The organism is Mariprofundus aestuarium (assembly GCF_002795805.1).
GTDB lineage: Bacteria > Pseudomonadota > Zetaproteobacteria > Mariprofundales > Mariprofundaceae > Mariprofundus > Mariprofundus aestuarium.
In genome coordinates, this window is the sequence record NZ_CP018799.1 from 1,922,742 (window position 1) to 1,945,780 (window position 23,039).

A 23,039-nucleotide genomic window follows, 5' to 3' on the forward strand; every position below is an offset into this window, starting at 1 on the left:
CTGCTTCACAAGCAAAGCACCTGACACACCTTATTCACTTGGTTGGGCGTCATATGAGGACCAATAGGGATGCTAATAATCTGCTCAGATATTCTCTCCGCCACCTTGAAAGACTCATTGGTGAATTCGGTGGCATATGCCCCCATTATTGAAGGCAACTGAGGGTAGTGAATAAGTGTTTGCACCCCATTATCTTGGCACCGTTCCATGACACCCTCACGGTCTTTCACCCTAACTACATAAAGATGCCATGAGCTAACCAGAGCCTCATCCATCTGTGGATTTATAATATCTGCCTGAGCAAGCCTAGCTTGATATTCTGAAGCTATTTTTAGCCTTCGACCGTTCCACTCATCTAACCTAGCCAGTTTCACGCGAAGTATGGCCGCCTGCATTTCGTCCAGTCGAGAGTTCACACCTTTCAATTCATGCTTATATTTTTCTCTTGAACCATAATTTGACAACATTCTTACTCTTTCAATTAAATCCTCATCATTGGAGACAACTGCCCCGCCATCTCCCATGGCACCTAAATTCTTTCCTGGGTAAAAACTGAATGCAGCAGCATCTCCGAGTGACCCAGCCTTTCTACCTTTATATAACGCACCATGAGCTTGAGCTGCATCTTCAATCACTTTTATTCCATATTTTTTTGCAACCGCATTAATTGCATCCATATCTGATGGTCGTCCATACAGATGGACAGGAATAATAGCCTTGGTTTTATCCGTAATTTTCGCCTCAATCAATGAAGGATCAATATTGAAAGATTCATACTCTACATCTACTGGCACAGGTGTCGCCCCGGTCTCGGAAACAGCTAGCCAGGTGGCTATGAAGGTATGTGCAGGAACAATAACCTCATCCCCTGAGCCGATATTCCATGCACGAAGTATCAATGTAAGCGCATCAAGACCATTTCCAACACCAACACATGAACAAACAGAGCAGTAATCAGCAAACTCTGTTTCAAATGCAGATAATTCCTGTCCATGAATATACCAGCCGGAGTCCAGAACCCTGAGACATGCGCCGTCGACCTCTTCTTTTAATTCCAAGTATGCTGATTTCAGATCCAGAAACGGTACATGTGTCATCACTTCCCTCGAACTTGAGCAACAAATTTTTCATAATCCCTGTAATAATCATTTTCATCATACAACTCGGAAGCCAGCACCATGCACACAGCTCCAGAGGAAAAATTTGTAATATCCCGCCACATCATGGGGCTGACATAAAGGCCTAAATAAGGGAGGTTCATATGAAACTTTTTTTTGTTACGCCCATCATTTAACAACACATCAAAACTGCCACTCAAGGCAACAATCAACTGCTGCAATTCCTTGTGCCCGTGAGCTCCCCGCTCAGCACCGCCAGGAACGTCATAGAGGTAATAAACACGATTGATATCAAAAGGGATATGACGGCCCCCACCTTCAATAAAGGTGAGGTTTCCTCTGGGGTCACTTATTTTCGGCAGGTCGACAATCCGGCATTGATCAAGCGACACTGGAAACCTCCAATACACCATTGGTTAAATGGTATGTTTTTCCACAGCAGTCGGCGACCGCATTTTCATTCATCGACAACTTCTCTCCACACGCACAAACCCACCCCTTTATCCGGGCTGGATTACCATATACAAGCGCATGCGCAGGGATATTCGTTGTCACCACACTACCCGCACCAACCAATGCGCACTCACCAACTTCTAAACCAGGAAGCATGGTAGCATTAGCTCCAATGCTACACCCGACCCGCAGCACCGTGTTAGCGTATTGACTAGGATAGACCTTGCTTCTAGGGACCCTGTCGTTGGTAAACGTGGCATTAGGCCCAATAAAAACATCATCCTCAACTGTAACGCCACTCCAAAGGTGAACACCGCATTTGACGGTGACCCTATTCCCCATAAGAACGCCTGTCTCGATGAAGGTATGGTCACAAATATTGCAGTCCTCACCAACTACTGCGCCAGAGTTAATATGTGCAAACGCCCAAACTCTTGTACCACTCCCTACTTGAGCCCCTTCATCAACCAGCCCTTGCGAATGCACAAAAAAATCAGTCATGATAGTACCAACTTACCGTTTTCCTGATGCCTGTTTCAAATGTTTCTGAAGGAGTCCACTCAAGGTCAGATCGCATTTTCTCTGCATTAATGGCATAGCGCCAGTCATGGCCGGGGCGATCCTTTACAAAGGTGATTAACTTCTCATGCGGTGCATTTTCCGGCGCGTGCCTGTCCATCAACTGACAAATCAATCGGCAGATATCGATATTCTTCCACTCATTGATACCCCCGATATTGTACACTTCACCCAGCTGCCCTTTGCGAATGACCGCATCTATTCCTGAACAATGATCCTCAACATAGAGCCAGTCGCGGATATTGGAACCATCGCCGTAAACAGGAATTGGAGTGCCATTTACGCAGTTGCGAATAATCGTAGGGATCAGTTTTTCACTATGCTGAAAAGGACCATAATTATTAGAACAATTCGTAGTTGTTACCGGCAATCCATAGGTATGAAAGTAAGCCCTAACCAAGTGATCAGAACCAGCCTTAGAGGCTGAGTAGGGTGAGTTCGGTGCATAGGGTGTGGTTTCGGAAAAGGCAGGATCATCCACCTCAAGCGTTCCATAAACCTCATCGGTAGATATATGGTGAAATCGACATTCACCCTTGCCCCACTTTTTCTCTTTCTGCCAATAGTTCCGGGCCGCATCAAGCAACGTAAATGTGCCCATCACATTGGTTTTAACAAAGACCTCAGGGCCTGAAATAGAGTTATCGACATGAGACTCGGCAGCGAAATGAACTATGGTATCAATCTTATAGTCACGCAGCAGCTTATCAACCAGCTCACGATCGCAAATATCGCCCTGCACAAAGTCATGGCGCGACTCATCCGCCAGATCCTTAAGATTAATCAGTGAACCAGCATAGGTCAGCAGGTCAAGATTCACAATCCGCACATCCGGATCACTGGCCAGCATATAACGCACATAGTTGCAGCCGATAAAGCCGGCTCCGCCGGTAACCAGCATATTTACAGGTTTATATGTCATCAATATTCCCTTAATAATGAACTGAGGTAGTCACCATAGCCGCTTTTACCCAATGCTTCAGACAACGACTGCAGCTGGAAACCATCAATATATCCCAAGCGCCATGCCACCTCTTCCGGACAACCTATCTTTAAACCCTGCCTTCGTTCAACAACCTCAACGTAGCGTGCTGCATCCATCAATGATTCGTGTGTGCCTGTGTCCAGCCAGGCAATGCCACGCCCCATTGGCTCCACTCTTAATTCACCACTCTGAAGATACGCCCTGTTCACATCGGTAATTTCCAGCTCACCTCGAACAGATGGTTTTAGACCTGCTGCGATATCTACAACCCTGTTATCATAAAAGTAGAGGCCTGTAACAGCCCAGTGGCTCTTAGGTTTTTCCGGCTTCTCCTCAATCGAGACGGCTTTATAACCATCTTTAAACTCCACCACACCATAGCGCTCCGGGTCCCTCACCCTGTATGCAAAAACCGTCGCACCCGATGATTGACTGGCAGCCCCCTGAAGCTGCTTGACCATGCCTTGTCCGTAAAAAATATTGTCGCCAAGAATCAGGGCAACAGAATCATCCCCTATAAACTCACGGCCAATGGTAAATGCCTGTGCCAACCCATCAGGACTTGGTTGCTCAGCATAGGAGAGCTTCAATCCCCATTGCGAGCCATCACCAAGCAGCCGCTCGAAGTTCGGCAAATCAGTCGGAGTGGAGATAATCAGAATTTCACGTATGCCGGCCAGCATCAGGGTGGAGAGCGGATAATAGATCATCGGCTTGTCATACACCGGCATCAGCTGTTTACTGACCGAAAGCGTTAACGGATGCAGGCGTGTACCTGACCCTCCAGCTAAGATAATCCCCTTCAACGCCACCTCCCTCCCCACAAATTCTTTTTCACAGCCAACAACCGCGACCAGATCAACGAAACGCCCTAAAGCAAGTCAAACTTGAGTTTAGCAGGCTATTTGGCACTTTGTAGGATCTATGTAATCGGCATCACTCATCTCCAGCACCGCAAACGCTATCAGAAGACACGTCCAGCAAACCACCCCCCCCCCAAAAAAACAATAAAGCTACATAAGACATGCTAACAATCACCTTTGACGTGATCGAGATTTCAGACATGCTAACAATCACCTTTGACGTGATCGAGATTTCAGACATGATTCCAATATGTCCCGACCTGCTATTGCCCAGATCAATCTCGATCATCTTCGTCATAACTATCGCCTGCTCAATCAAAGAGTTGGCCAAAGTGAAATCATGGCCGTAGTTAAGGCCAATGCCTATGGGCACGATCAGTCTCTGGTCGGCCCTATCCTGCTTGAAGAGGGATGCAGGAGTTTCGGGGTCACCGATGCCACAGAAGGCTCAGAGTTGCGCGCGATCATTGGCAAGCACAACAGCACGGAGATCACCCTGCTTTCCGGAGTGTTTGATGCAGAGGATGCAGGCCTTTGTCTTGATTGCAGACTCACGCCGGCGATCACCGAGCTCAACCAGATCGAACTTCTAACCAAAGCTGGATTCAACGGTGACATCTGGCTTAAATTTGATTCGGGCATGAACCGGCTTGGAGCAGCTGACCCTGCCACGCTTTTCTCTCTGGTCAGTGATGCAGGACTGCATGTGCATGGGTTCATGTCGCACCTTGCCTGTGCTGATGAGCCGGAACACCCGATGAATCTTGCACAAGCCAAAAACTTTTTCGAAACCTGCAACCTGATCTCACCCGACACACCCAAATCACTGCTCAACAGTGCAGGCCTGATCTCGCTTCAAGACTATGCTTTTGATGTAGTTCGCCCAGGCATTGCGCTTTACGGCGCAGAACCTGTACCTGATCAACCCTTTGGGCTGAAACCTGTGATGTCCCTGACCGGAGAGGTCATGCAGATCAGGGAGGTTCAAGCAGGCGCATCAGTCTCCTATGGCGCCACCTTCATTTCAGAAAAAACCATGAAGGTTGCAGTTGTCAGCATGGGTTATGCCGACGGCATACCCCGCCCCCTCTCCAATCAGGGGGCTGTTTATATTCGCGGTGAAAAACACCCTATTATCGGGCGCGTCTGTATGGACTATACTATGGTTGATATCAGCAACAGCGAGGTTCAACCGGGGGATAGCGTGGAGTTCTGGGGTGAACATATTTCAACTAATGAAGTAGCGGCAGAGATCGGCACGATAAGCTACACGCTCTTCACCGGCGTTGGTGAGCGGGTAAGGAGACAAGCGGTGTGATCAACATGCTGACGGCGACCGGGAAAATCGTGGAGAACCTCTGTCTCAGACTGGGGCTCTACGCTTACACCTTCGGTCGCGCCGTCAGCAGGATGGGCTCCAGGCCCTGGCACCTGCGCATGCTTCTTCAACAGGCAGAAGAGGTTGGCGTTCAATCACTTCCAGTCGTGCTGCTCACAGCCCTCTTCACCGGCATGGTGCTGGCACTGCAGTCCTACATTGTATTCCACCGCTTTGCTGCCGAAAGCCTGACCGGGCTCGTTGTATCGATGTCGGTTGTTCGCGAACTCGGCCCCGTTCTGGTCGGGCTGATGGTCGCAGGGCGCGTAGGTGCCTCATTTGCCGCAGAACTGGGCACCATGCGCGTCACCGAACAGATTGATGCGCTATGGACCCTCTCCACCGACCCCGTTCGGTACCTGATTATCCCACGTATCATTGCCGTGACTGCCATGATGCCGCTGCTTGCCGTAGTCGCTGATTTTGTCGGCATCTACGGTGGTTACGCGATAAGCGTATATGCGCTCGATCAGAATCCGGCCGTTTATATTGAAAATACAACCATCTACATGGAACTGGACGATTTCTATTCGGGAATTGTGAAAGCCGGATTTTTTGGAATGTTGATTGGTATCATAGGCTGCACCGAGGGCTTCAACTGCAAGGGAGGGGCTGAAGGAGTCGGCAAGGCAACAACCCGCGCTGTGGTCATCTCCTGCATGAGCATCCTGATCTCAGACTATTTCCTCACTGCATGGATGTTCGGATGAGCGACAATCAGGTCCCACGCATCAGCATCCGCGGCCTCTCCAAGCGCTTCGGGGAGAAGGTCATCCTCGATGATGTAAATCTCGATATCATGCCGGGCCGCTCCACCACTGTAATTGGCATGTCCGGCACAGGAAAAAGTGTGCTGATCAAATGCATCCTCGGCATTCTGAAGCCGGATGCCGGAGAGATTCTGGTCGACGGTGAAAACTGGCTGAAACTCAGCGAACATGAGCACCTGAAACGGATGAAGCGTATCGGCATGCTGTTTCAGGCCGGCGCCCTCTTCGATTCCCTTACTGTCTGGGAGAATGTCTCCTTCGCCCTGTTGCGCAAGGGCGTGGATAAAAAATCAGCCAAAGAGCGCGCCATTGAAGTACTGGACTGGGTCGGCCTGCATAATATCGAGGACCTCATGCCTGCAGAGCTATCCGGTGGCATGGCCAAACGTGTCGGACTTGCGCGCACCATCTGCCATAAACCAGACATCGTTTTTCTCGATGAACCCACCACAGGGCTGGACCCGATCATGTCCGATGTAATCAACCGTTTGATTGCACGCATGCACAGGGATTCAGGCGCCACGATTCTCAGCATCACCCACGACATGAAAAGTGCCGCCATGATCAGCGACCAGATTGCTCTGCTCTGCCACGGGCGCGTGCATAGGCAAATCCCATCTGAGCAGCTAGACTCGGATCAGGATCCCATGCTTCGCCAGTTTATCGAAGGGCGCGCCGAGGGCCCGATCAACTGCAGCGACTGGGGCAAAGAGATGGAGGTGGCCGTACAACCATGAATCCGCATGCACGTCTTGGAGCCTTTGTGCTGGCAGCCCTTCTCCTGCTTGCCTTTGCCACCGGTAAAGTTGGCGATATCGTCTGGCTGGAACAGGAAAACCATATTGTCGAAGCCGAGTTCGATGACACTCTCGGACTGGATGTTCAATCACCGGTTCTCATGGCTGGCGTTAAGGTCGGTGTCGTACAGGAGATCGGCCTGAGGGATGGCCTCGCAGTAGTTCGAATTGCCTTAAAACCTGACGTAAAATTACCTGCCTCCACCCGCGCAAGCATCATCGGCCGGGGTCTGGTCGGCGAGAAAAACCTAGCTCTTACAGCAGATTCGAATGACACTGAACTACTTCCTGACGGCGCAACCATCCCCTCCGACCCCTCCGGTGATATTAATACATTTATCACCAAAGCCTCGAGCATTACCGATGATATTCAATCCCTCACCAGGGCGCTCTCTTCCGGCATTGGAGATGGTGAAGGCAAACAGAATCTTCAGCAATTGATCAAAAGCAGCAGCCAGGCTACCACCGAGCTTTCAGCCATGATCAAAGAGAATCGGGAGCAAATCCGTAGCACCACCGAATCGATGAACAGAACCATGAAGAAGCTTGAGGTGGAGCTTCCTGCTATCCTCATGGACCTACGTAAGGCCAGCCGCAATATTAATCAACTTGTCAGCAACCACCGCAAGGATCTCGACACATTTGCTACAGAGCTACCGAAAACAGCCAGAGCCGGTCGAGAATTTTTCGAAAAAGGAACTGAAGCAACAGAGAACCTCAATGCATCGCTGATCGACAACCGAGAAAACCTCTATCGCACACTATTTGAACTACGCAAGGCATCTGAGAACCTGGAAGCATTTTCTGGCGATATCCGGCGCAACCCATGGAAACTGATGAAGGAGAAGCCAGAGATCAAAGCCGACCGCAAGGCTCGTCAGGAGAAGATGGAGGAGATGTTGATGACCACAGGCAGGATGGGTATTGCTCCAACATACAAATAAACAGACGGTGGGTTTCATTGCGCTAATATTGCCTGTGGCCACCCTCGCACTTACACCTCTATCTGCATATGCAGAAACACCGTTTGAAGCATCACAACAACTTATCGAAACCGGGCAAATTACCGAAGCCAGACGGACACTGGAATTGGAATTGCGCCTACGACCGGAAAACATTGAAGCTCGCTATAATCTGGCCGTTCTCCTGGAAGAGAGTGACCATCAACCTGAGGCCATAGCCCTATACCAGAAAAATTTGGAAAAAGCCGTGCGACACCTTCCCAGCCTGATTAATCTGGCATCAGCACTGGAGCGATCAGGCAGAATATCCGAGGCACAGCAGTGGCTTGAAAAGGGAACTAAAGAGATTAAACATGAAGCTACTCCGTGGTATCTGCTGGCCATGATGTCCGAAAGGCGTGGTGACAACATAACTGCTAACACGCTGTATCAGAAAGCCCTTAAAGCTGATCCGCTTAACGGGTTTGCTTATCTACACTACGCGATATTTCAGTCAGGCAATGACGTTGGCGACCGTGGAATTAAGTACGGCGCTAAGGCTATCAGGCTGCTGCCTAAGTGCGCTCCATGCTGGAGCTCTTATGGCACCATCCTGCAGCATGTAGGCAAAGATGGAGAGGCTCTCGATGCTTACCAACGCAGCCTCTCTATCGATACAGATATAAATACCCGAAAAAAACTTATAGGTCTCTTACGCAGGATGGGAGAGGTTGAAAGAGCAGAGAGGATGCAACTCGGAATCAATGCATGGCAGAGAAACCACAAAGAGTAGTACCCTAAGAAAAACCCAAAATCGGATTCAAAAATGAGTCATCGGGCAAAGCGTACGACACGACTCCGGGCACCGATGCCCTTCGCCCTTCAGGTCGCCGCCGTTCCTCCGCCATTCGGATTTACTTTATTATCCTGTAAATCCGTCGACAATTTTGCAGGAGAGAAAAATTGCACACACGATACGTGCAACATACGCACGTATCGTGCACCAAGAACGTGGATTTTCATCACACCCTAGTACAAAAAGACCGTAACGTGCATTCATCGCACGTTTATATGGTATATATCATAGTAAAAAAAAGCCCCCGACGTTACCGTCGGGGGCTTAGTATATGGCGGAGCGGACGGGACTCGAACCCGCGACCTCCGGCGTGACAGGCCGGCATTCTAACCAACTGAACTACCGCTCCATAGTGGTGATCAGTTTTTCAAGATGGTGGGCGCTGCAGGGTTCGAACCTGCGACCTACGGCTTGTAAGGCCGTTGCTCTCCCAGCTGAGCTAAGCGCCCATCTTCAGCAGAATACAAATGCACCCTGCTGGTGTTAAAAACGAGCCCCCTCGAAGGGGCTCAAAGTGGCGGAGCGGACGGGACTCGAACCCGCGACCTCCGGCGTGACAGGCCGGCATTCTAACCAACTGAACTACCGCTCCAGCGGCAGGGGCGCAAAGTAATAACTTACTCCCCTAAAATCAACTAATAATATGTTGATAGGAAAAAAGGCTCCGCATAAGAAACACAGAGCCTTTAAAATGGTGGGCGCTGCAGGGTTCGAACCTGCGACCTACGGCTTGTAAGGCCGTTGCTCTCCCAGCTGAGCTAAGCGCCCGAAAAAAACAAGGACTAAACAGCCCTTGCTTCTCGAAAGTGTTTTATTATCAGCTATTACTTAACAGCGTCTTTAAGTGCTTTACCAGCTTTGAACTTAGGTGCCTTCGATGGGCCAACTTCGATCGCTTCACCAGTGCGTGGGTTGCGTGCTGTACGTGCCGCACGTTCTGCCACTGAGAAAGTACCGAAACCAACGATGCTTACTGAGTCACCGCCTGCCAGAGCGCCAGAGATACCGCCCAGTACAGCTTCAACAGCACTACCAGCTGCAGCCTTACTAAGGTCCGCTGATGCGGCCACGTGGTTTACCAAATCTGCTTTATTCATTATTCCTCCCGCTGCGTTCAATGGAGTGCAACTATAAGCAACAGACCCCATATCCTGTCAACCGATTTTTTTTGTTTTTCCTCTAGTTCAATGCGCCACCGTCGAGCTGTCATCCAGATAGATATCGCCAACGCTCCCCGGCACAAAATTCCCGGATATACTCATGCCTGCCGGCAAGCGAGTCAAGGCGTGTTCAAGCACTTTATCCATATTTGACACGGCATGAATGCTCAATCCCTTTAAAATATCCTCATGAATGTCTTTCAAGTCCTTTGCATTCTCTTCAGGGATAATCGCATCGGTCAATCCACCGCGATGCGCAGCAAGCAACTTCTCTTTCAAACCGCCAATTGGAAGGGCCTTACCTCGCAGTGTGATCTCACCGGTCATGCATACATTGCGCCTGACCGGAATTCCCGTCAAAGCAGAAACAATGGAGGTAGCCATGGCAAGGCCCGCCGATGGACCATCCTTCGGAATAGCTCCCTCAGGAACATGCACATGAATATCCACCTTCTGATGGAAATCCGGCTTCAAGCCCAACTGGGAGGCACGTGAACGAACATAGGTAAGCGCAGCCTGAATCGACTCCTGCATCACATCACCCAACTGCCCTGTCACCGTAAGCTTACCCTTGCCGGGCATAAGTGCCGTCTCAATCTGCAGCAACTCGCCACCAACCTCAGTCCAGGCAAGACCAGTCACCACACCAACCTGATCACTCTCTTCGGCCAGGCCGAAGTGGTATTTGCGCACCCCGAGAAACTCCTCGACATCGCTTGCGCTGACACGAATCAGCTCTTCACCACCGGACTGCACCAGCTTGCGGGCCACCTTGCGACAGAGCTTAGCCAGTTCTCGGGAAAGGCTTCGAACGCCAGCTTCCCGTGTGTAATAACGGATAATCTCAGTCAGGACATCATCCTCAATCACCAGTTGATTCTTATTCAGGCCATGGTTCTTCATCTGCTTCTCCAGCAGGTAACGACGGCCTATCTCAAGCTTCTCATGCTCTGTGTAACCGGAGATCGAGATGATCTCCATACGATCGAGCAGAGGACCAGGGATATTGTAGCTATTCGCAGTGGTTATAAACATCACATCGGAGAGATCGTAATCAACCTCAAGGTAGTGGTCGTTAAAGCTATGGTTCTGCTCAGGGTCAAGCACCTCAAGCAGAGCTGAGGATGGATCACCGCGGAAATCGGCCCCCAGCTTGTCAATCTCATCAAGCAGGAAGAGCGGATTTTTCGTACCCGCCTTCTTCATCGACTGGATCACCTTACCCGGCATAGAGCCGATATAGGTGCGGCGATGCCCCCTGATCTCGGCCTCATCACGTACGCCGCCAAGACTCATGCGCACATATTCACGTTTGGTTGCACGTGCAATTGATCTGGCCAGCGATGTTTTGCCCACACCCGGAGGGCCTACAAAACAGAGTATCGGCCCTTTCATCTTGCGAACCAGGTGCAATACGGCCAGATGCTCGAGAATGCGCTCTTTCACCTTCTCCAGTCCGTAGTGATCATCTTCCAGCACCTTCTCGGCGGCAGAGATATCCTTACTTACCCTTGAGCGCTTTTTCCACGGAATATCAATCAGCCAGTCCAGATAGTTGCGCACTACGGTTGCTTCAGCACTCATCGCCGGCATCATCTTCAAACGCTTAAGCTCTGCGTCAGCCTTCTCTTTGGCTTCTTGACTCAGACCCAGCTTCTGAATCTTCTCTTCAAGTTTCTGCAGGTCACTCTCGGCATCCTCGTCGCCCAACTCTTTCTGGATCGCCTTCATCTGCTCGGAGAGATAATACTCGCGCTGACTCTTCTCCATCTGGCGTTTGACGCGTCCACGGATACGCTTATCTACCTGCAGCAGCTCCATCTCATCTTCCATATGGACATACAGGCGCTCCAGGCGGGCAGTCACGCTACGCAACTCAAGCAGTTCCTGCTTGTCCTCAAGCTTCAAACTCAAGTGTGCAGCAATTGTATCGGCCAGCTTATCCACCTCTTCCACGGCAGACACGGAAACCATCACCTCAGGAGGCAATTTCTTATTCAGTTTTACATAAGATTCAAATTTATGGACCAGTGAACGGGATACGATATCCAGTTCCTTTTCATCCTCAGCCAACCCTTCCATTAGGGAGAAGCGGGCGCGAAGAAACGCATCACCGGCAATCAGCTCATCAATCTGGATGCGCTCTCCACCCTCAACCAGCACCTTGATTGTACCGTCCGGCAATTTCAGTAACTGCAGGATATTACCAATGGTGGCAATTTGATAGAGATCGTCGGGGCCGGGATCATCGTGCGCGGCATCTTTTTGAGCCAGCAGGATAATCTGCTTGCCCGAGCCCATGACCTCCTCCAGCGCCTTAACAGATTTATCGCGACCAACAAAAAGCGGCACGATCATATGAGGAAAGACAACAATGTCCCTGAGCGGGAGAACGGGCAACATATCTGCTACCACCTGCACCTCTTCACCTCTCTTCTCTTTGGAAAATTCAGCCACCTGTCACTCCTTCAGTCAGAATCGGCAAGCCTGCGGTAAGCCGCATGAAATGAAAACCATAATCAATCGTTGGGATAAATCAGGATGCGGCCTCTGCCACCTTAGGTTCCTGATCGCTCTTGAAGAGCAATAACGGCTTGCTCTTACCTTCAACAGCTTCGCGGTTGACTACACACTTTTCTACATTAGGCATCGTTGGAATATCATACATCACATCCAGCATGACCGATTCCATAATTGCCCGCAGCCCACGTGCGCCGGTCTTACGCTTGATCGCCTTCTCGGCAATCGCCTCCAGCCCATCATCTGTAAAGGAGAGCTCCACATTGTCGTAGCCCATCAGTGCCGCGTACTGTTTAACCAGTGCATTCTTCGGTTCGGTCAAAATGCGCAGCAGTGCATCCTTATCGAGCAGGCTGAGTGTTGCCACGGCAGGAAGCCTTCCGACCAGCTCAGGAATCAAACCGTATTTGATCAGATCCTCAGGCTCAACATGGCTCAAGATTTCGCCAATATCCTTCTCATCATCGGACTGCACCTGCGCCCCGAAACCGATCGAACGTGGCTTGCCTTTCACCTCGATCAACTTTTCAAGACCTGCGAATGCACCACCGAGAATAAACAGGATGTTGGTTGTATCAACCTGCATGAACTCCTGCTGGGGATGTTTGCGTCCTCCCTGAGGGGGAACAGCAGCAACCGTGCCTTCAATCAACTTGAGTAGTGCCTGCTGCACGCCTTCACCGGAAACATCGCGCGTAATTGATGGCCCTTCCGACTTGCGAGAGAGCTTGTCAATCTCATCAATATAGATAATACCACGCTGCGCCTTCTCGATATCGTGATCAGCTGCCTGCAAGAGCTTGAGAATAATGTTCTCAACATCCTCACCCACATAACCTGCCTCGGTCAGTGTAGTAGCGTCGGCCATGACAAACGGCACATCAAATACGCGCGCCAATGTCTGTGCCAGAAGTGTTTTGCCGCAACCAGTCGGACCCAGAAGCAGTACATTTGACTTGGAAATTTCAACATCGTTCTTCTCATTGTGAGCGATGCGCTTGTAGTGGTTATACACGGCAACGGAGAGCAGTCGTTTCGAAGCCTCCTGGCCAATCACATACTCATCCAGATAAGCCTTGATCTCGGCAGGGCGCGGAAGACCTATCTCTTCCTTGCTATCCTTCGGCTCTCCAGAGAGCTCCTCTACAATAATCTCGTTACAGAGCTCTATGCACTCGTCACAGATAAACACGGTTGGACCGGCAATCAGCTTCTTTACGTCGTGCTGCGATTTGCCACAAAACGAACAATATAAGGTATTGTCTCCGCCGTTATTTTGCGTCGTCATCAGCACCTCCGGTCTTCACTTCCGCACGGGAAGTGAGCACTTTATCAATCAAACCGTAGTCCTTAGCTTCTTGAGCGGTCAAGAAATAGTCCCGCTCCACATCATCGGCAAGCTTCTCAAGAGGCTGTCCAGTATTGTTGGCCATCATCTCATTCAACCGCTCTTTGAGCTTAATGATCTCGCGCGCATGAATCTCGATATCGGTTGCCTGACCCTGGAATCCGCCCAGTGGCTGGTGAATCATGACTCGGGCATTGGGCAGCGCATAACGTTTGCCTTTGGCTCCTGATGAGAGCAGATGTGCGCCCATACTGGCCGCCTGCCCAACACAGAGTGTAGATACATCACAACGGATATAGTTCATGGTGTCGTAGATCGCCATGCCCGCAGTCACCAGTCCACCCGGAGAGTTGATATAGAGATAGATATCCTTATCAGGCCCTTCGGACTCCAGAAACAGCAATTGAGCCACAATCAGGTTGGCGACATTGTCATCCACCTGGCCGTTCAGAAAAACAATGCGCTCTTTGAGAAGACGGGAGAATATATCGTAGGAACGCTCTCCACGTGCAGTTTGCTCCACGACAACAGGAACCAGATTCATGTGCTCTCCTTCATCCATTCAGATCAATAGTTTGCGGCCCAGCATAAAGTATACTTACGTAAAAGTCATAGCATGGAGCTTGCCAAAATCACGACCGACCGCCATAACATGACGGAAAGCTATGCCCAGAGCCGCTCAGAACGGTATAGCTTGCTTACTGTTCCTGCTCGGACTGCCAGACGGAGAGTGGTTTTGTCACAGCTTTAGTCTTGGCTTGAGAAGCAATAAACTCAACACAGCGTCGCTCCAGTAGTGCATCGCGCATGGATGCAAGCTGCTCCTGCTGACCTTTGATCCAGCTCTTGAACTGATCGCGCTGTGCTTCCGGGTACTGCTGGGACTGACGATCGATCTCGGCATCGACTTCAGCATCATCAATGGTCAAATCGCCAGATTCACGCACCTTCTGAAGCAGCACGGAAAGCTTCAGGCCACGCTCGGACCGGGTGCGGATCTCGGACTGAAAAGCTTCGTCCTGGATCATTTCAGGTGTTACTTCCATGCCCTGCTGCTTCATATTCTGCAGCACACGCTGCGCGGTTTCGCGCACATCCTGTTCAATCAAAGTTTCTGGGAGTTCTACCGGATTGGCTTCAAGCAGTGCATTCAGTGCCGCTTCGCGGGTAGACTGGTGAGAGGCCTGCTCGGCCTCTTCATTCAGGCGATTCAGGGCATCTGCGCGCAGTGCTGCGGCATCATCAAAGCCAAGCATCTTGGCCAGATCATCATCGTTTTCAGCGGTCAGAGGCTTACCCACCGATTTTACAGTTGAGGCGAAGCTTGCCGCCTTACCTGCCAGGTGTGCTGCCTGATAATCAGCAGGGAACTCCACTTCGATGGTGACATCTTCACCCGCCTTCTTGCCGACCAATTGCTCTTCAAAGCCCGGGATAAAACGACCTTCGCCAAGCACCAGGGGAACATCCTCACCCTTGCCGCCTGCAAACTCTTCGCCATCAATCGAACCAACAAAATCGATATGCAGCTGATCACCAGTCTCTGCCGCACGTTCAGCTTCAATCTCAAATTTCACCTGTGACTTGCTCAAGCGTTCAATCACTTGGTCAATATCGGCCTCTTCAACCTCAACTGTTGTTTCGTCGAACTTCAATTTATTCAATCCATTGAGCTCAACGGTCGGCCAAGTTGTCACTGTCATAGTGAATGCAAAACCACCATCAGCAGGCGCAGGTTTTACCTGCAACTGTGGCTGTACAGCAGGTGTCAGACCGGATGACTCGATGGCAGCAATATAGTGGGCCTGGATAAGTTCGGAAACCGTATCTTCATGAAGCTTGGGTCCAAACTGCTTAGTAATAACGCTGTTAGGTGTCTTGCCCGGACGAAAACCCGGAAGCTTGGCCTGCGAGGTCAACTTCTTCATCTGCTCGGCATAGATGCGATCATACTCGCTCTGTGCTACAACCACATGCACCTCATGTTCGTTATTTCCAAGGGACTTCACTTCAGTCTGAATCATCACTATCTCCAAATATGCAGGTGCTTTCCTGCAATACTATCGTTACAGGGGTTTAAACCCCTCAGCCACCGGCGGGCAAATATATGTAACGGATTTCCGCCGAAGCGCAAGGGATGGGAATCACCCCTGCACTTATAAATGGTACGAGGAGGGGGACTCGAACCCCCACACCAAAGGTACTGGTACCTAAAACCAGCGCGTCTACCAATTCCGCCATCCTCGCACAGCGCTTCAACTAAAAAGGAGTAAAAGCATGCCTTACCCCCTGCAAAACGGTCGCGAATGATGCCACCGCCCTAACTGAAATCAAGAAACAGTCCAATCGATCCTGCAACACCCCTAAAGATGCCTTTGGAAATATGGCTGCCCGGTGTATCTTTCGCTCCCTCAAAAACTGAACGCAATATATTTTCACTCTGGAGTACCCATGCAGATTTCACCTCTCACAGCCCTATCACCACTGGATGGCCGCTATGCCGGCAAAACCGGCGCTTTGCGTCCGATCTTCAGTGAATACGGCCTGATCAAGGCGCGCGCCACTGTTGAAGTCCGCTGGTTGCAGATGCTTGCTGCCAACAGTGATATCGCCGAGGTACCTGCATTCTCAACCCAGGCACAGGACTTCCTGGATGCCATCATCAGCGACTTCTCCGAAGCCGATGCAATGCGTGTTAAAGAGATAGAGGCGACCACCAACCATGACGTAAAAGCCGTTGAGTACCTTCTAAAAGAGAAAGTGGCCGACAATGCTGAACTGGCAGCCATCTCCGAATTTTTCCACTTCGCCTGCACCTCCGAAGACATCAACAACCTCTCCTATGCACTGATGCTGAACGAGGCACGGGAAGCTGTATTGATCCCTGAAATGAAGGCGATTGCTGATGCCATTGCAAAAGGCGCCATCGAATATGCCGATCAGCCTCTGCTTGCACGCACTCACGGCCAGACCGCAAGCCCGACCACGATGGGCAAGGAGTGGGCCAATGTCGCCTACCGTCTGGCACGCCAGATCAAGCAGGTTGAAAATGCTGAAATTCTCGGCAAGATCAATGGTGCGGTCGGCAACTATAACGCCCATCTGGCCGCCTACCCTGATCTCGACTGGCCGGCAATCGCCAAGGATTTTGTTGAGTCGCTCGGCATCAACTGGAACCCGTACACCATTCAGATCGAGCCGCACGACTATATCGCCGAGCTGAACAATATAGCAGCCCGCTTTAATACGATCCTGATCGATTTCTGCCGCGACCTCTGGAGTTATATCTCGCTCGGTTACTTCAAGCAGAAGGTGGTAGCCGGTGAAGTTGGTTCATCAACGATGCCCCATAAGGTGAATCCTATCGATTTCGAGAATGCTGAGGGCAATCTGGGCCTGGCCAATGCCGTACTGGCCCACCTTGCCGAAAAGCTTCCAATCTCCCGCTGGCAGCGTGATTTGACCGACTCCACGGTACTACGCAACCTCGGCGTTGGATTCGGCTATTCAGTGCTCGCCTACAGCTCGGCCATGAAAGGTTTCAGCAAGCTGGAGATCAACGCTGAACGTATCAATGCAGATCTTGATGCCAGCTGGGAAGTGCTTGGCGAAGCAGTTCAGACTGTAATGCGTCGTTACGGGCTGGAAAACCCGTACGAGCAGATGAAAGCACTCACCCGCGGCAAAGGCATCACCCCGGAAGCACTCAGGGTCTTCATCGAAGGACTCGATATTCCTGCCGATGCAAAACAGCATTTGATGGAGATGACTCCAGCCAGTTACATTGGTAATGCTGCAGAACAGGCGCGCAATATCACCATCTGAAACATCATCTGAAAGACTGGCCATATGTAGTCACACTGCATATGGCCAGTATTGTTGATGAGTTAGTACAGGACAGCGTTCACCCTGTCTTGGTCGATTGAGTGACTGCTCTTGGCTGCGGATTTCAACTCGTCGACGCAACACATGCGTTAAATCTCTCTGCCGGGGTTCTAAAGTTCAACGTCTTTCTTGGACGTTCGTTAAGCTCCCTTGCCACATAACCAAGTTGGGCCTGTGAGTGAATAGAGAGATCAGTTCCTTTCGGGAAATACTGGCGAAGAAGTCCATTGGTGTTTTCATTGGAACCGCGCTGCTCAGGGCTTTTGGGATCGCAGAAACAGACATTGATGTCGGTCGCCAGAGTAAAGCGTTTGTGATCTGCCATCTCCTTGCCCCGATCCCACGTTAGTGATTGATAGAGTCCATCAGGAAGCCTTTTCGAGTGTTTGATCAAGGCATTGATGACCGTTTCGGTTTTTCTGTCAGCCACCTTCATCCACATTACGTAACGGGTATGACGCTCGACCAGTGTGGCGATATAACTGTTGTTAGAACCTGCAATCAGATCGCCCTCCCAATGCCCCGGTACTGCCCAATCTTCTGCAATGGCTGGCCGCCCGCTAATTGAAACAGCATCGGTGATCCTGCCATGATTATCTCTCTTCTGCGTATGGTGGCGTGAACGACGCATGACCCGTGTACGTCTCAGGTGTGTCAACAGCCCCTTCTTCAATGCGCCTCGGGTCTGGGGTTTCGTGCGACCCCTGGTAATCCTCCTGCTCCGGGTGGGAGAACTTTAGCCGCCCGGCAATCTGCTCCGGCGACCATGACGACTGTAGCTTATAGTTGCCACGGCGAGCGCCAATGCACTGTTCTTCACCAGTTTACAGGGCTGAGGTCGATGTGCACGTTCCCATGCCGCACGACCGCCTGATTTGCCCGATAGTTCTGTCGGTCTCCATAACGCTTGATCTCACGGCTTACCGTAGATGGAGCTCTGCCAAGCTTCTCGGCAATAGAACGGATCGAATGGCCGGTAACAATTGACCGCGATATCTCTTCTCGCTCTGCCATGGTCAGTGCCAGTCTCGAACGCTGACGTTGAGCAGGGCGGATGCCACCGCTCTCGGACAGGATGCGCCCTATTGAAGAGTAGTTTCGGTCAAACAGCTGTGCAATCTGCTGAAGTGAGTCGCCTTTTTGCCAGCGATCCCACATCATCGCCTTCTGGGTTTCCGTGTAATAGATGCGAGGTCTTTGTTTCATTTGCAACACTCCTCCTGTCTTTAAAGGCTCTAGTGTGTTGCATCGACGGGTTGAATCCACAGTCGGAAGCAGTCATTTAGCATTCCAGCATCTCAAAACTGAATTATCATTACAGGAGTTTAGAAAAGTTATATAACTACTACTCCTTCCTACGGAAGCTCTTTAATTACCATATGGTCAAGTTTAACCAGCGCATAGGGGTAGGCTGAGTTGCTACTGGCAAAGACAGCCGGTTTCAGTTTGCTGCCGAAAAACGGTACTTTGCCGACCTCATACCAGGTATCACCGTCCAGACTCGCGAATGCACTATAGGTAAAGCCGACCTTCTCAACCTTCAGGTGTACCGCAAAGCGGGTCGCCATTGATGTTGACCCCGGCTTCTGCCATGCAATCCAGTACGGGCCATTAACCTGAGAAACCTCACCATTAAGCACCTTGATCAAGCGGGCACTTACAACCTGCCTGCAGTCACGGCCTCCACACTTCGCAAAGGTAGCTTCATCCTCTACGGAGATAACCAGACCAACATGGTCGTTTCCACTTCGATAGAAAAGCAGACCTGTCTGCTGTTTAGCCTGACCGGATTTACCGGCACTGAATTCAGAATCAAGCTTCACAGAGACTGAAAAGTCGCCATTCAGGTTGTCACCATTATAAACAAGAAGGTTAGGCACATCACCCTTTACAAGGGAGGATTTCTTCGTCATCAGAATCAGGTTTTCGCCATCAGAGTTCATCAGTTTACTGCTGGGGTTGATTACCTGCCAGGCTTCGGAGAGGAAGTCGCCATTAAACTCATCACTGTAAATAACACCTGATTCATACTCTGTTGATTCACGATCCCACAGATCGACAAATGGTTTTCTATCTGCCGCGGCCTTCTCAGCAGCAATCCTGTCAGCAACAGCCTTTTCTGCAGCAGCCTTCTCGGCTGCAACCTTGTTAGCAGCAGCTTTCTCGGCAGCGGCCTTCTCGGCAGCGATCTTGTCAGCAGCAGCCTGCTCAGCAGCGGCTTTCTCAGCTGCGACCTTGTCAGCAGCAGCCTGCTCAGCAGCGATCTTGTCAGCAACAGCCTTCTCGGCAGCGGCTTTTTCTGCTGCCACCTTGTCAGCGGCTGCCTTCTCTACTGCGGCCTTCTCGGCAGCGGCCTTCTCGGCAGCGGCCTTCTCGGCAGCGGCCTTCTCGGCAGCGGCCTTCTCGGCAGCGGCCTTCTCGGCAGCAATCTTGTCAGCAGCAGCCTGCTCAGCAGCGGCTTTCTCAGCTGCGACCTTGTCAGCAGCAGCCTGCTCAGCAGCGATCTTGTCAGCAACAGCCTTCTCGGCAGCGGCTTTTTCTGCTGCCACCTTGTCAGCGGCTGCCTTCTCTACTGCGGCCTTCTCGGCAGCGACCTTGTCAGCAATAGCTTTCTCAGCGGCAGCCTTTTCTGCAGCGGCCTTCTCCTCGGCACGCTTCTTAGCCATATACGCTTCAGCAGCTGCCTTCTCGGCTGCAGCTTTCTCAGCGGCGGCCTTCTCGGCGGCGGCTCTCTCAATAGCACGCCTGTCAGCATCAACCTTTTCAGCCGCAAAAGTCTTACTTACCGCCAGCATCTGAAGCTGGTAACCCTTATATGAACTAGACGCAACCTTCTCAGCAGCAGCTCTTTCTGCAGCAGCCTTCTCAGCGGCGGCCTTTCTAGCAGCGACTTTCTCAGCAGCGGCCTTCTCAGCAGCAGCCATTGCCTCAGCCTTCTCAGCAGCAGCTCTTTCTGCAGCAGCCTTCTCAGCGGCGGCCTTTCTAGCAGCGACTTTCTCAGCAGCGGCCTTCTCAGCAGCAGCCATTGCCTCAGCCTTCTCAGCAGCAGCTCTTTCTGCAGCAGCCTTCTCAACAGCGGCCTTCTCAGCAGCAGCTCTTTCTGCAGCGGCCTTCTCAGCAGCAGCTCTTTCTGCAGCGGCCTTGTCAGCAGCAGCCTTCTCAACAGCGGCCTTCTCAGCAGCAGCTCTTTCTGCAGCGGCCTTGTCAGCAGCAGCCTTCTCAGCAGCAGCCTTGTCAGCAGCAGCCTTCTCAGCAGCAGCTTTCTCAGCAGCCGCCTTCTCAGCAGCAGCTTTCTCAGCAGCAGCCTTCTCAGCAGCAGCCTTCTCAGCAGCAGCCTTCTCAGCAGCAGCCTTCTCAGCAGCAGCCTTCTCAGCAGCAGCCTTCTCAGCAGCAGCCTTCTCAGCAGCAGCCTTCTCAGCAGCAGCCCCCTCAGCTGAGAGGCCCGCAGCCGTTATCTTCAATTGCTCCTGATAACCCTGCCCTGCTTTCAGGGCACTCTTCTCAGCAGCACCCTTTTCCGCCTCACTGAGTTTATTAATTGGATTATTAGGGTCCGCAAGTGCAATTTCTCTTCTTACTGAGTCAAAGGCGCTCGACAGCTCGGATACGCTATTGGCAGCGTAAAATTTTCCGCCACCATTTTTAGCTATACAGCTCAACTGGGAGGAGGTGTCGGCTTTCACATCAAAACCAATCACATGAATGCGAATATCATCCCCTGCAGACATCGCAGCCTTGCATGGATCACCCTTGCAGTTCTCAATACCGTCACTGAGAACAACAATTGTTCCCTTGCCACCCGCTTTCTTCATCTCCTTGATTGCATAATCAAGGGAACCACTTAGCGGGGTCATGCCTTTGGGTGTAAAGGAGTTAACGGAGTTAATAAATGAAGTGCGTGACGGAGCAATCGGGGCAAGAAGCTCCACATCACGGCAGTCGCCTTTATTCCTGTGACCGTAAGCTACAAGCCCGATATCAGTGTTGATGGAAAGTCTCGATATGGATTTAGTCAGAGCATCGCGGGCAAGGTAGACCTTTGCTGTTCCTTCAATCTGTCCCCACATGCTTCCGGAGGAATCGACAACAAACAGCACTGCAGGATTTGCAGCAAACACAGCTACTGGAAGCAGCAGTGTTAAAGCCATCAAATTCAGTTTAATTATACGATTCAGCAACGTCCCCTCCCAGCAGTGACAGCGCCCAAAAAACCAACCTTTATTTACAGGCATCGAATGCTCTGTTTAATAGCACACTTCCCCACAATGCGCAATTAAACCCCAGTTAATACAAGCAGCTGAAGATTAAAGAACAATATTCACCATACGTCAATTTTTTTCCCCTCAGCAATGCATCACGCCACCTTTCAGAGTGACAGAAAAGCGTACTCTCAACGCAGCTCGGGCGGCAGGCTAAAGGTTACATTCTCCTCACAAACCTTAAGCACATCGGGGTCGGAAAACCCCTTCTCTTTCAACCAGCCACTTACCTGCTCCACCAGCACCTCCGGTGCGGATGCGCCAGCACTAATGCCGATACGATCATTAACGCCGAACCAGCCCGGCTCGATATCCTCGGCACCATCAATCAGATAGGCCTGACAACCAGCCCTCTCTGCCACCTCGCGCAAGCGGTTAGAGTTTGACGAATTCTTCGAGCCGATCACCAGCACCACATCTGAATTTGCCGCAAGTTCCTTCACTGCAGCCTGCCGATTACTGGTGGCATAACAGATATCCTCGCGTTTGGGCCCTTGAATATTCGGAAATTGCGCCTTCAGTGCTGCAATCACATCAATCGTATCATCGACACTAAGCGTGGTCTGAGTGACAAAGGCAAGTTTATCAGGGTCATTCACCTCAAGGGAGGCGACATCCTCAGGCTCCGAAATCAGCAGCACAGCCCCCTCTGGCGCCTGCCCCATGGTCCCCTCTACCTCGGGATGTCCTGCATGGCCGATCAATACAACCTGATCACCATTCTGATAATGGCGCAGCAATTCCAGATGCACCTTGGTTACCAGTGGACAGGTAGCATCAATCACACGCAAGCCGCGCTGATTAGCATGCAAACGCACTGCTTTGCTTACACCGTGAGCTGAGAAAATCAGCAGGGAACCATCCGGGGCATCATCCACTTCAGCCACGAACACCGCCCCCTTTGCTTTCAGCCCTTCAACTACGAAGCGATTGTGTACGATCTCATGACGGACATAGACCGGTGCGCCATATACCTCCAGCGCCCTCTCGACGATCTCGATAGCACGATCAACACCTGCACAGAAACCTCGTGGTTCAGCTAACAGCACCTGACTCATAGACTCATCTCCCAAACTGGCATGTGGCGAAGGCTAGCATCGTGTCCTATGCTTGCGCATCCGATAATC

The 23,039-nt window shown here is 51.1% G+C and carries 19 protein-coding genes, 5 tRNA genes and 1 pseudogene; 6 read left to right on the plus strand and 19 right to left on the minus strand.

Features of this window, described 5'->3' with window-relative positions; genetic code table 11:
- Window positions 1-5: 5 nt before the first annotated feature.
- The 6 genes from Ga0123461_RS09300 to Ga0123461_RS12390 all read right to left on the minus strand — a co-directional run bounded on the left by Ga0123461_RS09300 (window position 6) and on the right by Ga0123461_RS12390 (window position 4,239).
- Window positions 6-1,097 carry a DegT/DnrJ/EryC1/StrS family aminotransferase gene (locus Ga0123461_RS09300; RefSeq protein ID WP_100278086.1) on the minus strand — a complete coding sequence of 364 codons (1,092 nt, stop codon included), beginning with the start codon at window positions 1,095-1,097 and terminating at the stop codon, window positions 6-8.
- On the minus strand, window positions 1,097-1,510 hold the full coding sequence (locus tag Ga0123461_RS09305) for a sugar 3,4-ketoisomerase (RefSeq protein ID WP_100278087.1): 414 nt from the start codon (window positions 1,508-1,510) through the stop codon (window positions 1,097-1,099). The genes Ga0123461_RS09300 and Ga0123461_RS09305 overlap by 1 nt, the downstream gene beginning before the upstream one ends.
- On the minus strand, window positions 1,500-2,072 hold the full coding sequence (locus Ga0123461_RS09310) for an acyltransferase (RefSeq protein ID WP_100278088.1): 573 nt from the start codon (window positions 2,070-2,072) through the stop codon (window positions 1,500-1,502). The genes Ga0123461_RS09305 and Ga0123461_RS09310 overlap by 11 nt, the downstream gene beginning before the upstream one ends.
- Complete coding sequence (gene rfbB / locus Ga0123461_RS09315) at window positions 2,065-3,072, minus strand: dTDP-glucose 4,6-dehydratase (RefSeq protein WP_100278089.1); 1,008 nt, start codon at window positions 3,070-3,072, stop codon at window positions 2,065-2,067. Before rfbB ends, Ga0123461_RS09310 begins: the two co-directional genes overlap by 8 nt.
- Window positions 3,072-3,941 carry a glucose-1-phosphate thymidylyltransferase RfbA gene (gene rfbA, locus Ga0123461_RS09320; RefSeq protein WP_100278090.1) on the minus strand — a complete coding sequence of 290 codons (870 nt, stop codon included), beginning with the start codon at window positions 3,939-3,941 and terminating at the stop codon, window positions 3,072-3,074. Before rfbA ends, rfbB begins: the two co-directional genes overlap by 1 nt.
- 130 nt (window positions 3,942-4,071) lie before the next feature.
- Window positions 4,072-4,239 carry a hypothetical protein gene (locus Ga0123461_RS12390; protein ID WP_157819306.1) on the minus strand — a complete coding sequence of 56 codons (168 nt, stop codon included), beginning with the start codon at window positions 4,237-4,239 and terminating at the stop codon, window positions 4,072-4,074.
- Between the two features lie 9 nt (window positions 4,240-4,248).
- Here Ga0123461_RS12390 and alr point away from each other — a divergent pair, with 9 nt between their 5' ends.
- The 5 genes from alr to Ga0123461_RS09345 are packed head-to-tail and all read left to right on the plus strand — an operon-like array spanning window position 4,249 to window position 8,677.
- Complete coding sequence (gene alr, locus Ga0123461_RS09325) at window positions 4,249-5,316, plus strand: alanine racemase (protein WP_100278091.1); 1,068 nt, start codon at window positions 4,249-4,251, stop codon at window positions 5,314-5,316.
- Window positions 5,313-6,086, plus strand: coding sequence for an MlaE family ABC transporter permease (locus Ga0123461_RS09330; RefSeq protein ID WP_100278092.1), 774 nt, complete (start codon window positions 5,313-5,315; stop codon window positions 6,084-6,086). Before alr ends, Ga0123461_RS09330 begins: the two co-directional genes overlap by 4 nt.
- Window positions 6,083-6,883 carry an ABC transporter ATP-binding protein gene (locus Ga0123461_RS09335; protein WP_100278093.1) on the plus strand — a complete coding sequence of 267 codons (801 nt, stop codon included), beginning with the start codon at window positions 6,083-6,085 and terminating at the stop codon, window positions 6,881-6,883. The genes Ga0123461_RS09330 and Ga0123461_RS09335 overlap by 4 nt, the downstream gene beginning before the upstream one ends.
- Window positions 6,880-7,887 (plus strand): MlaD family protein, encoded by a 1,008-nt coding sequence (locus Ga0123461_RS09340; protein WP_100278094.1) that lies wholly within the window; start codon window positions 6,880-6,882, stop codon window positions 7,885-7,887. The genes Ga0123461_RS09335 and Ga0123461_RS09340 overlap by 4 nt, the downstream gene beginning before the upstream one ends.
- Window positions 7,868-8,677: a tetratricopeptide repeat protein gene (locus Ga0123461_RS09345; RefSeq protein ID WP_232710116.1), complete on the plus strand. Its 810-nt coding sequence runs from the start codon at window positions 7,868-7,870 to the stop codon at window positions 8,675-8,677. The genes Ga0123461_RS09340 and Ga0123461_RS09345 overlap by 20 nt, the downstream gene beginning before the upstream one ends.
- Before the next feature lie 335 nt (window positions 8,678-9,012).
- Here Ga0123461_RS09345 and Ga0123461_RS09350 read toward each other — a convergent pair.
- The 10 genes from Ga0123461_RS09350 to Ga0123461_RS09395 form a co-directional block, all read right to left on the minus strand.
- Window positions 9,013-9,089, minus strand: a tRNA-Asp gene (locus Ga0123461_RS09350).
- Window positions 9,090-9,113: 24 nt separating this feature from the next.
- Window positions 9,114-9,189 (minus strand) — tRNA-Val (locus Ga0123461_RS09355).
- A gap of 66 nt (window positions 9,190-9,255) precedes the next feature.
- Window positions 9,256-9,332 (minus strand) — tRNA-Asp (locus tag Ga0123461_RS09360).
- Between the two features lie 100 nt (window positions 9,333-9,432).
- A tRNA-Val gene (locus Ga0123461_RS09365) sits at window positions 9,433-9,508 on the minus strand.
- A 56-nt stretch (window positions 9,509-9,564) separates the two neighbouring features.
- Window positions 9,565-9,837, minus strand: a complete 273-nt coding sequence (locus Ga0123461_RS09370; protein ID WP_100278095.1) for an HU family DNA-binding protein — start codon at window positions 9,835-9,837, stop codon at window positions 9,565-9,567.
- Window positions 9,838-9,924: 87 nt separating this feature from the next.
- Window positions 9,925-12,303, minus strand: a complete 2,379-nt coding sequence (gene lon / locus Ga0123461_RS09375; protein ID WP_100278772.1) for an endopeptidase La — start codon at window positions 12,301-12,303, stop codon at window positions 9,925-9,927.
- A gap of 133 nt (window positions 12,304-12,436) precedes the next feature.
- Entirely contained in the window at window positions 12,437-13,708 is a 1,272-nt protein-coding gene (clpX, locus tag Ga0123461_RS09380) for an ATP-dependent Clp protease ATP-binding subunit ClpX (protein WP_100278096.1), read from the minus strand.
- Complete coding sequence (gene clpP / locus Ga0123461_RS09385) at window positions 13,692-14,312, minus strand: ATP-dependent Clp endopeptidase proteolytic subunit ClpP (RefSeq protein WP_100278097.1); 621 nt, start codon at window positions 14,310-14,312, stop codon at window positions 13,692-13,694. Before clpP ends, clpX begins: the two co-directional genes overlap by 17 nt.
- Window positions 14,313-14,466: 154 nt before the next feature.
- Window positions 14,467-15,792, minus strand: a complete 1,326-nt coding sequence (gene tig / locus Ga0123461_RS09390; RefSeq protein WP_100278098.1) for a trigger factor — start codon at window positions 15,790-15,792, stop codon at window positions 14,467-14,469.
- Window positions 15,793-15,931: 139 nt separating this feature from the next.
- A tRNA-Leu gene (locus tag Ga0123461_RS09395) sits at window positions 15,932-16,015 on the minus strand.
- A gap of 204 nt (window positions 16,016-16,219) precedes the next feature.
- Between Ga0123461_RS09395 and purB the strand changes: the two genes are divergently transcribed.
- On the plus strand, window positions 16,220-17,593 hold the full coding sequence (gene purB, locus Ga0123461_RS09400; RefSeq protein ID WP_100278099.1) for an adenylosuccinate lyase: 1,374 nt from the start codon (window positions 16,220-16,222) through the stop codon (window positions 17,591-17,593).
- 124 nt (window positions 17,594-17,717) lie between these two features.
- Here the strand turns inward: purB and Ga0123461_RS09405 are convergent.
- From Ga0123461_RS09405 to ispH, 3 genes and pseudogenes are all read right to left on the minus strand, one after another.
- Window positions 17,718-18,859: pseudogene (locus Ga0123461_RS09405) on the minus strand (IS30 family transposase).
- A gap of 149 nt (window positions 18,860-19,008) precedes the next feature.
- Window positions 19,009-21,801 carry a histone H1-like repetitive region-containing protein gene (locus Ga0123461_RS12485; RefSeq protein WP_198507052.1) on the minus strand — a complete coding sequence of 931 codons (2,793 nt, stop codon included), beginning with the start codon at window positions 21,799-21,801 and terminating at the stop codon, window positions 19,009-19,011.
- A gap of 242 nt (window positions 21,802-22,043) precedes the next feature.
- The gene (gene ispH / locus Ga0123461_RS09415) at window positions 22,044-22,970 is read right to left on the minus strand and encodes a 4-hydroxy-3-methylbut-2-enyl diphosphate reductase (protein WP_100278101.1); all 927 of its coding nucleotides are present in this window, start codon (window positions 22,968-22,970) and stop codon (window positions 22,044-22,046) included.
- Between the last annotated feature and the right edge of the window lie 69 nt (window positions 22,971-23,039).

Coding starts and splice junctions, on each gene's coding strand:
- ispH (WP_100278101.1), bottom strand. CDS start 22,970: ATGAGTCAGGTGCTGTTAGCTGAACCACGAGGTTTCTGTGCAGGTGTT.
- Ga0123461_RS09335 (WP_100278093.1), top strand. CDS start 6,083: ATGAGCGACAATCAGGTCCCACGCATCAGCATCCGCGGCCTCTCCAAG.
- Ga0123461_RS12390 (WP_157819306.1), bottom strand. CDS start 4,239: ATGTCTGAAATCTCGATCACGTCAAAGGTGATTGTTAGCATGTCTGAA.
- lon (WP_100278772.1), bottom strand. CDS start 12,303: ATGTTGCCCGTTCTCCCGCTCAGGGACATTGTTGTCTTTCCTCATATG.
- Ga0123461_RS09310 (WP_100278088.1), bottom strand. CDS start 2,072: ATGACTGATTTTTTTGTGCATTCGCAAGGGCTGGTTGATGAAGGGGCT.
- alr (WP_100278091.1), top strand. CDS start 4,249: ATGTCCCGACCTGCTATTGCCCAGATCAATCTCGATCATCTTCGTCAT.
- clpX (WP_100278096.1), bottom strand. CDS start 13,708: ATGACGACGCAAAATAACGGCGGAGACAATACCTTATATTGTTCGTTT.
- Ga0123461_RS09370 (WP_100278095.1), bottom strand. CDS start 9,837: ATGAATAAAGCAGATTTGGTAAACCACGTGGCCGCATCAGCGGACCTT.
- clpP (WP_100278097.1), bottom strand. CDS start 14,312: ATGAATCTGGTTCCTGTTGTCGTGGAGCAAACTGCACGTGGAGAGCGT.
- Ga0123461_RS09340 (WP_100278094.1), top strand. CDS start 6,880: ATGAATCCGCATGCACGTCTTGGAGCCTTTGTGCTGGCAGCCCTTCTC.
- tig (WP_100278098.1), bottom strand. CDS start 15,792: ATGATTCAGACTGAAGTGAAGTCCCTTGGAAATAACGAACATGAGGTG.
- rfbB (WP_100278089.1), bottom strand. CDS start 3,072: ATGACATATAAACCTGTAAATATGCTGGTTACCGGCGGAGCCGGCTTT.
- Ga0123461_RS12485 (WP_198507052.1), bottom strand. CDS start 21,801: ATGGCTTTAACACTGCTGCTTCCAGTAGCTGTGTTTGCTGCAAATCCT.
- Ga0123461_RS09300 (WP_100278086.1), bottom strand. CDS start 1,097: ATGACACATGTACCGTTTCTGGATCTGAAATCAGCATACTTGGAATTA.
- purB (WP_100278099.1), top strand. CDS start 16,220: ATGCAGATTTCACCTCTCACAGCCCTATCACCACTGGATGGCCGCTAT.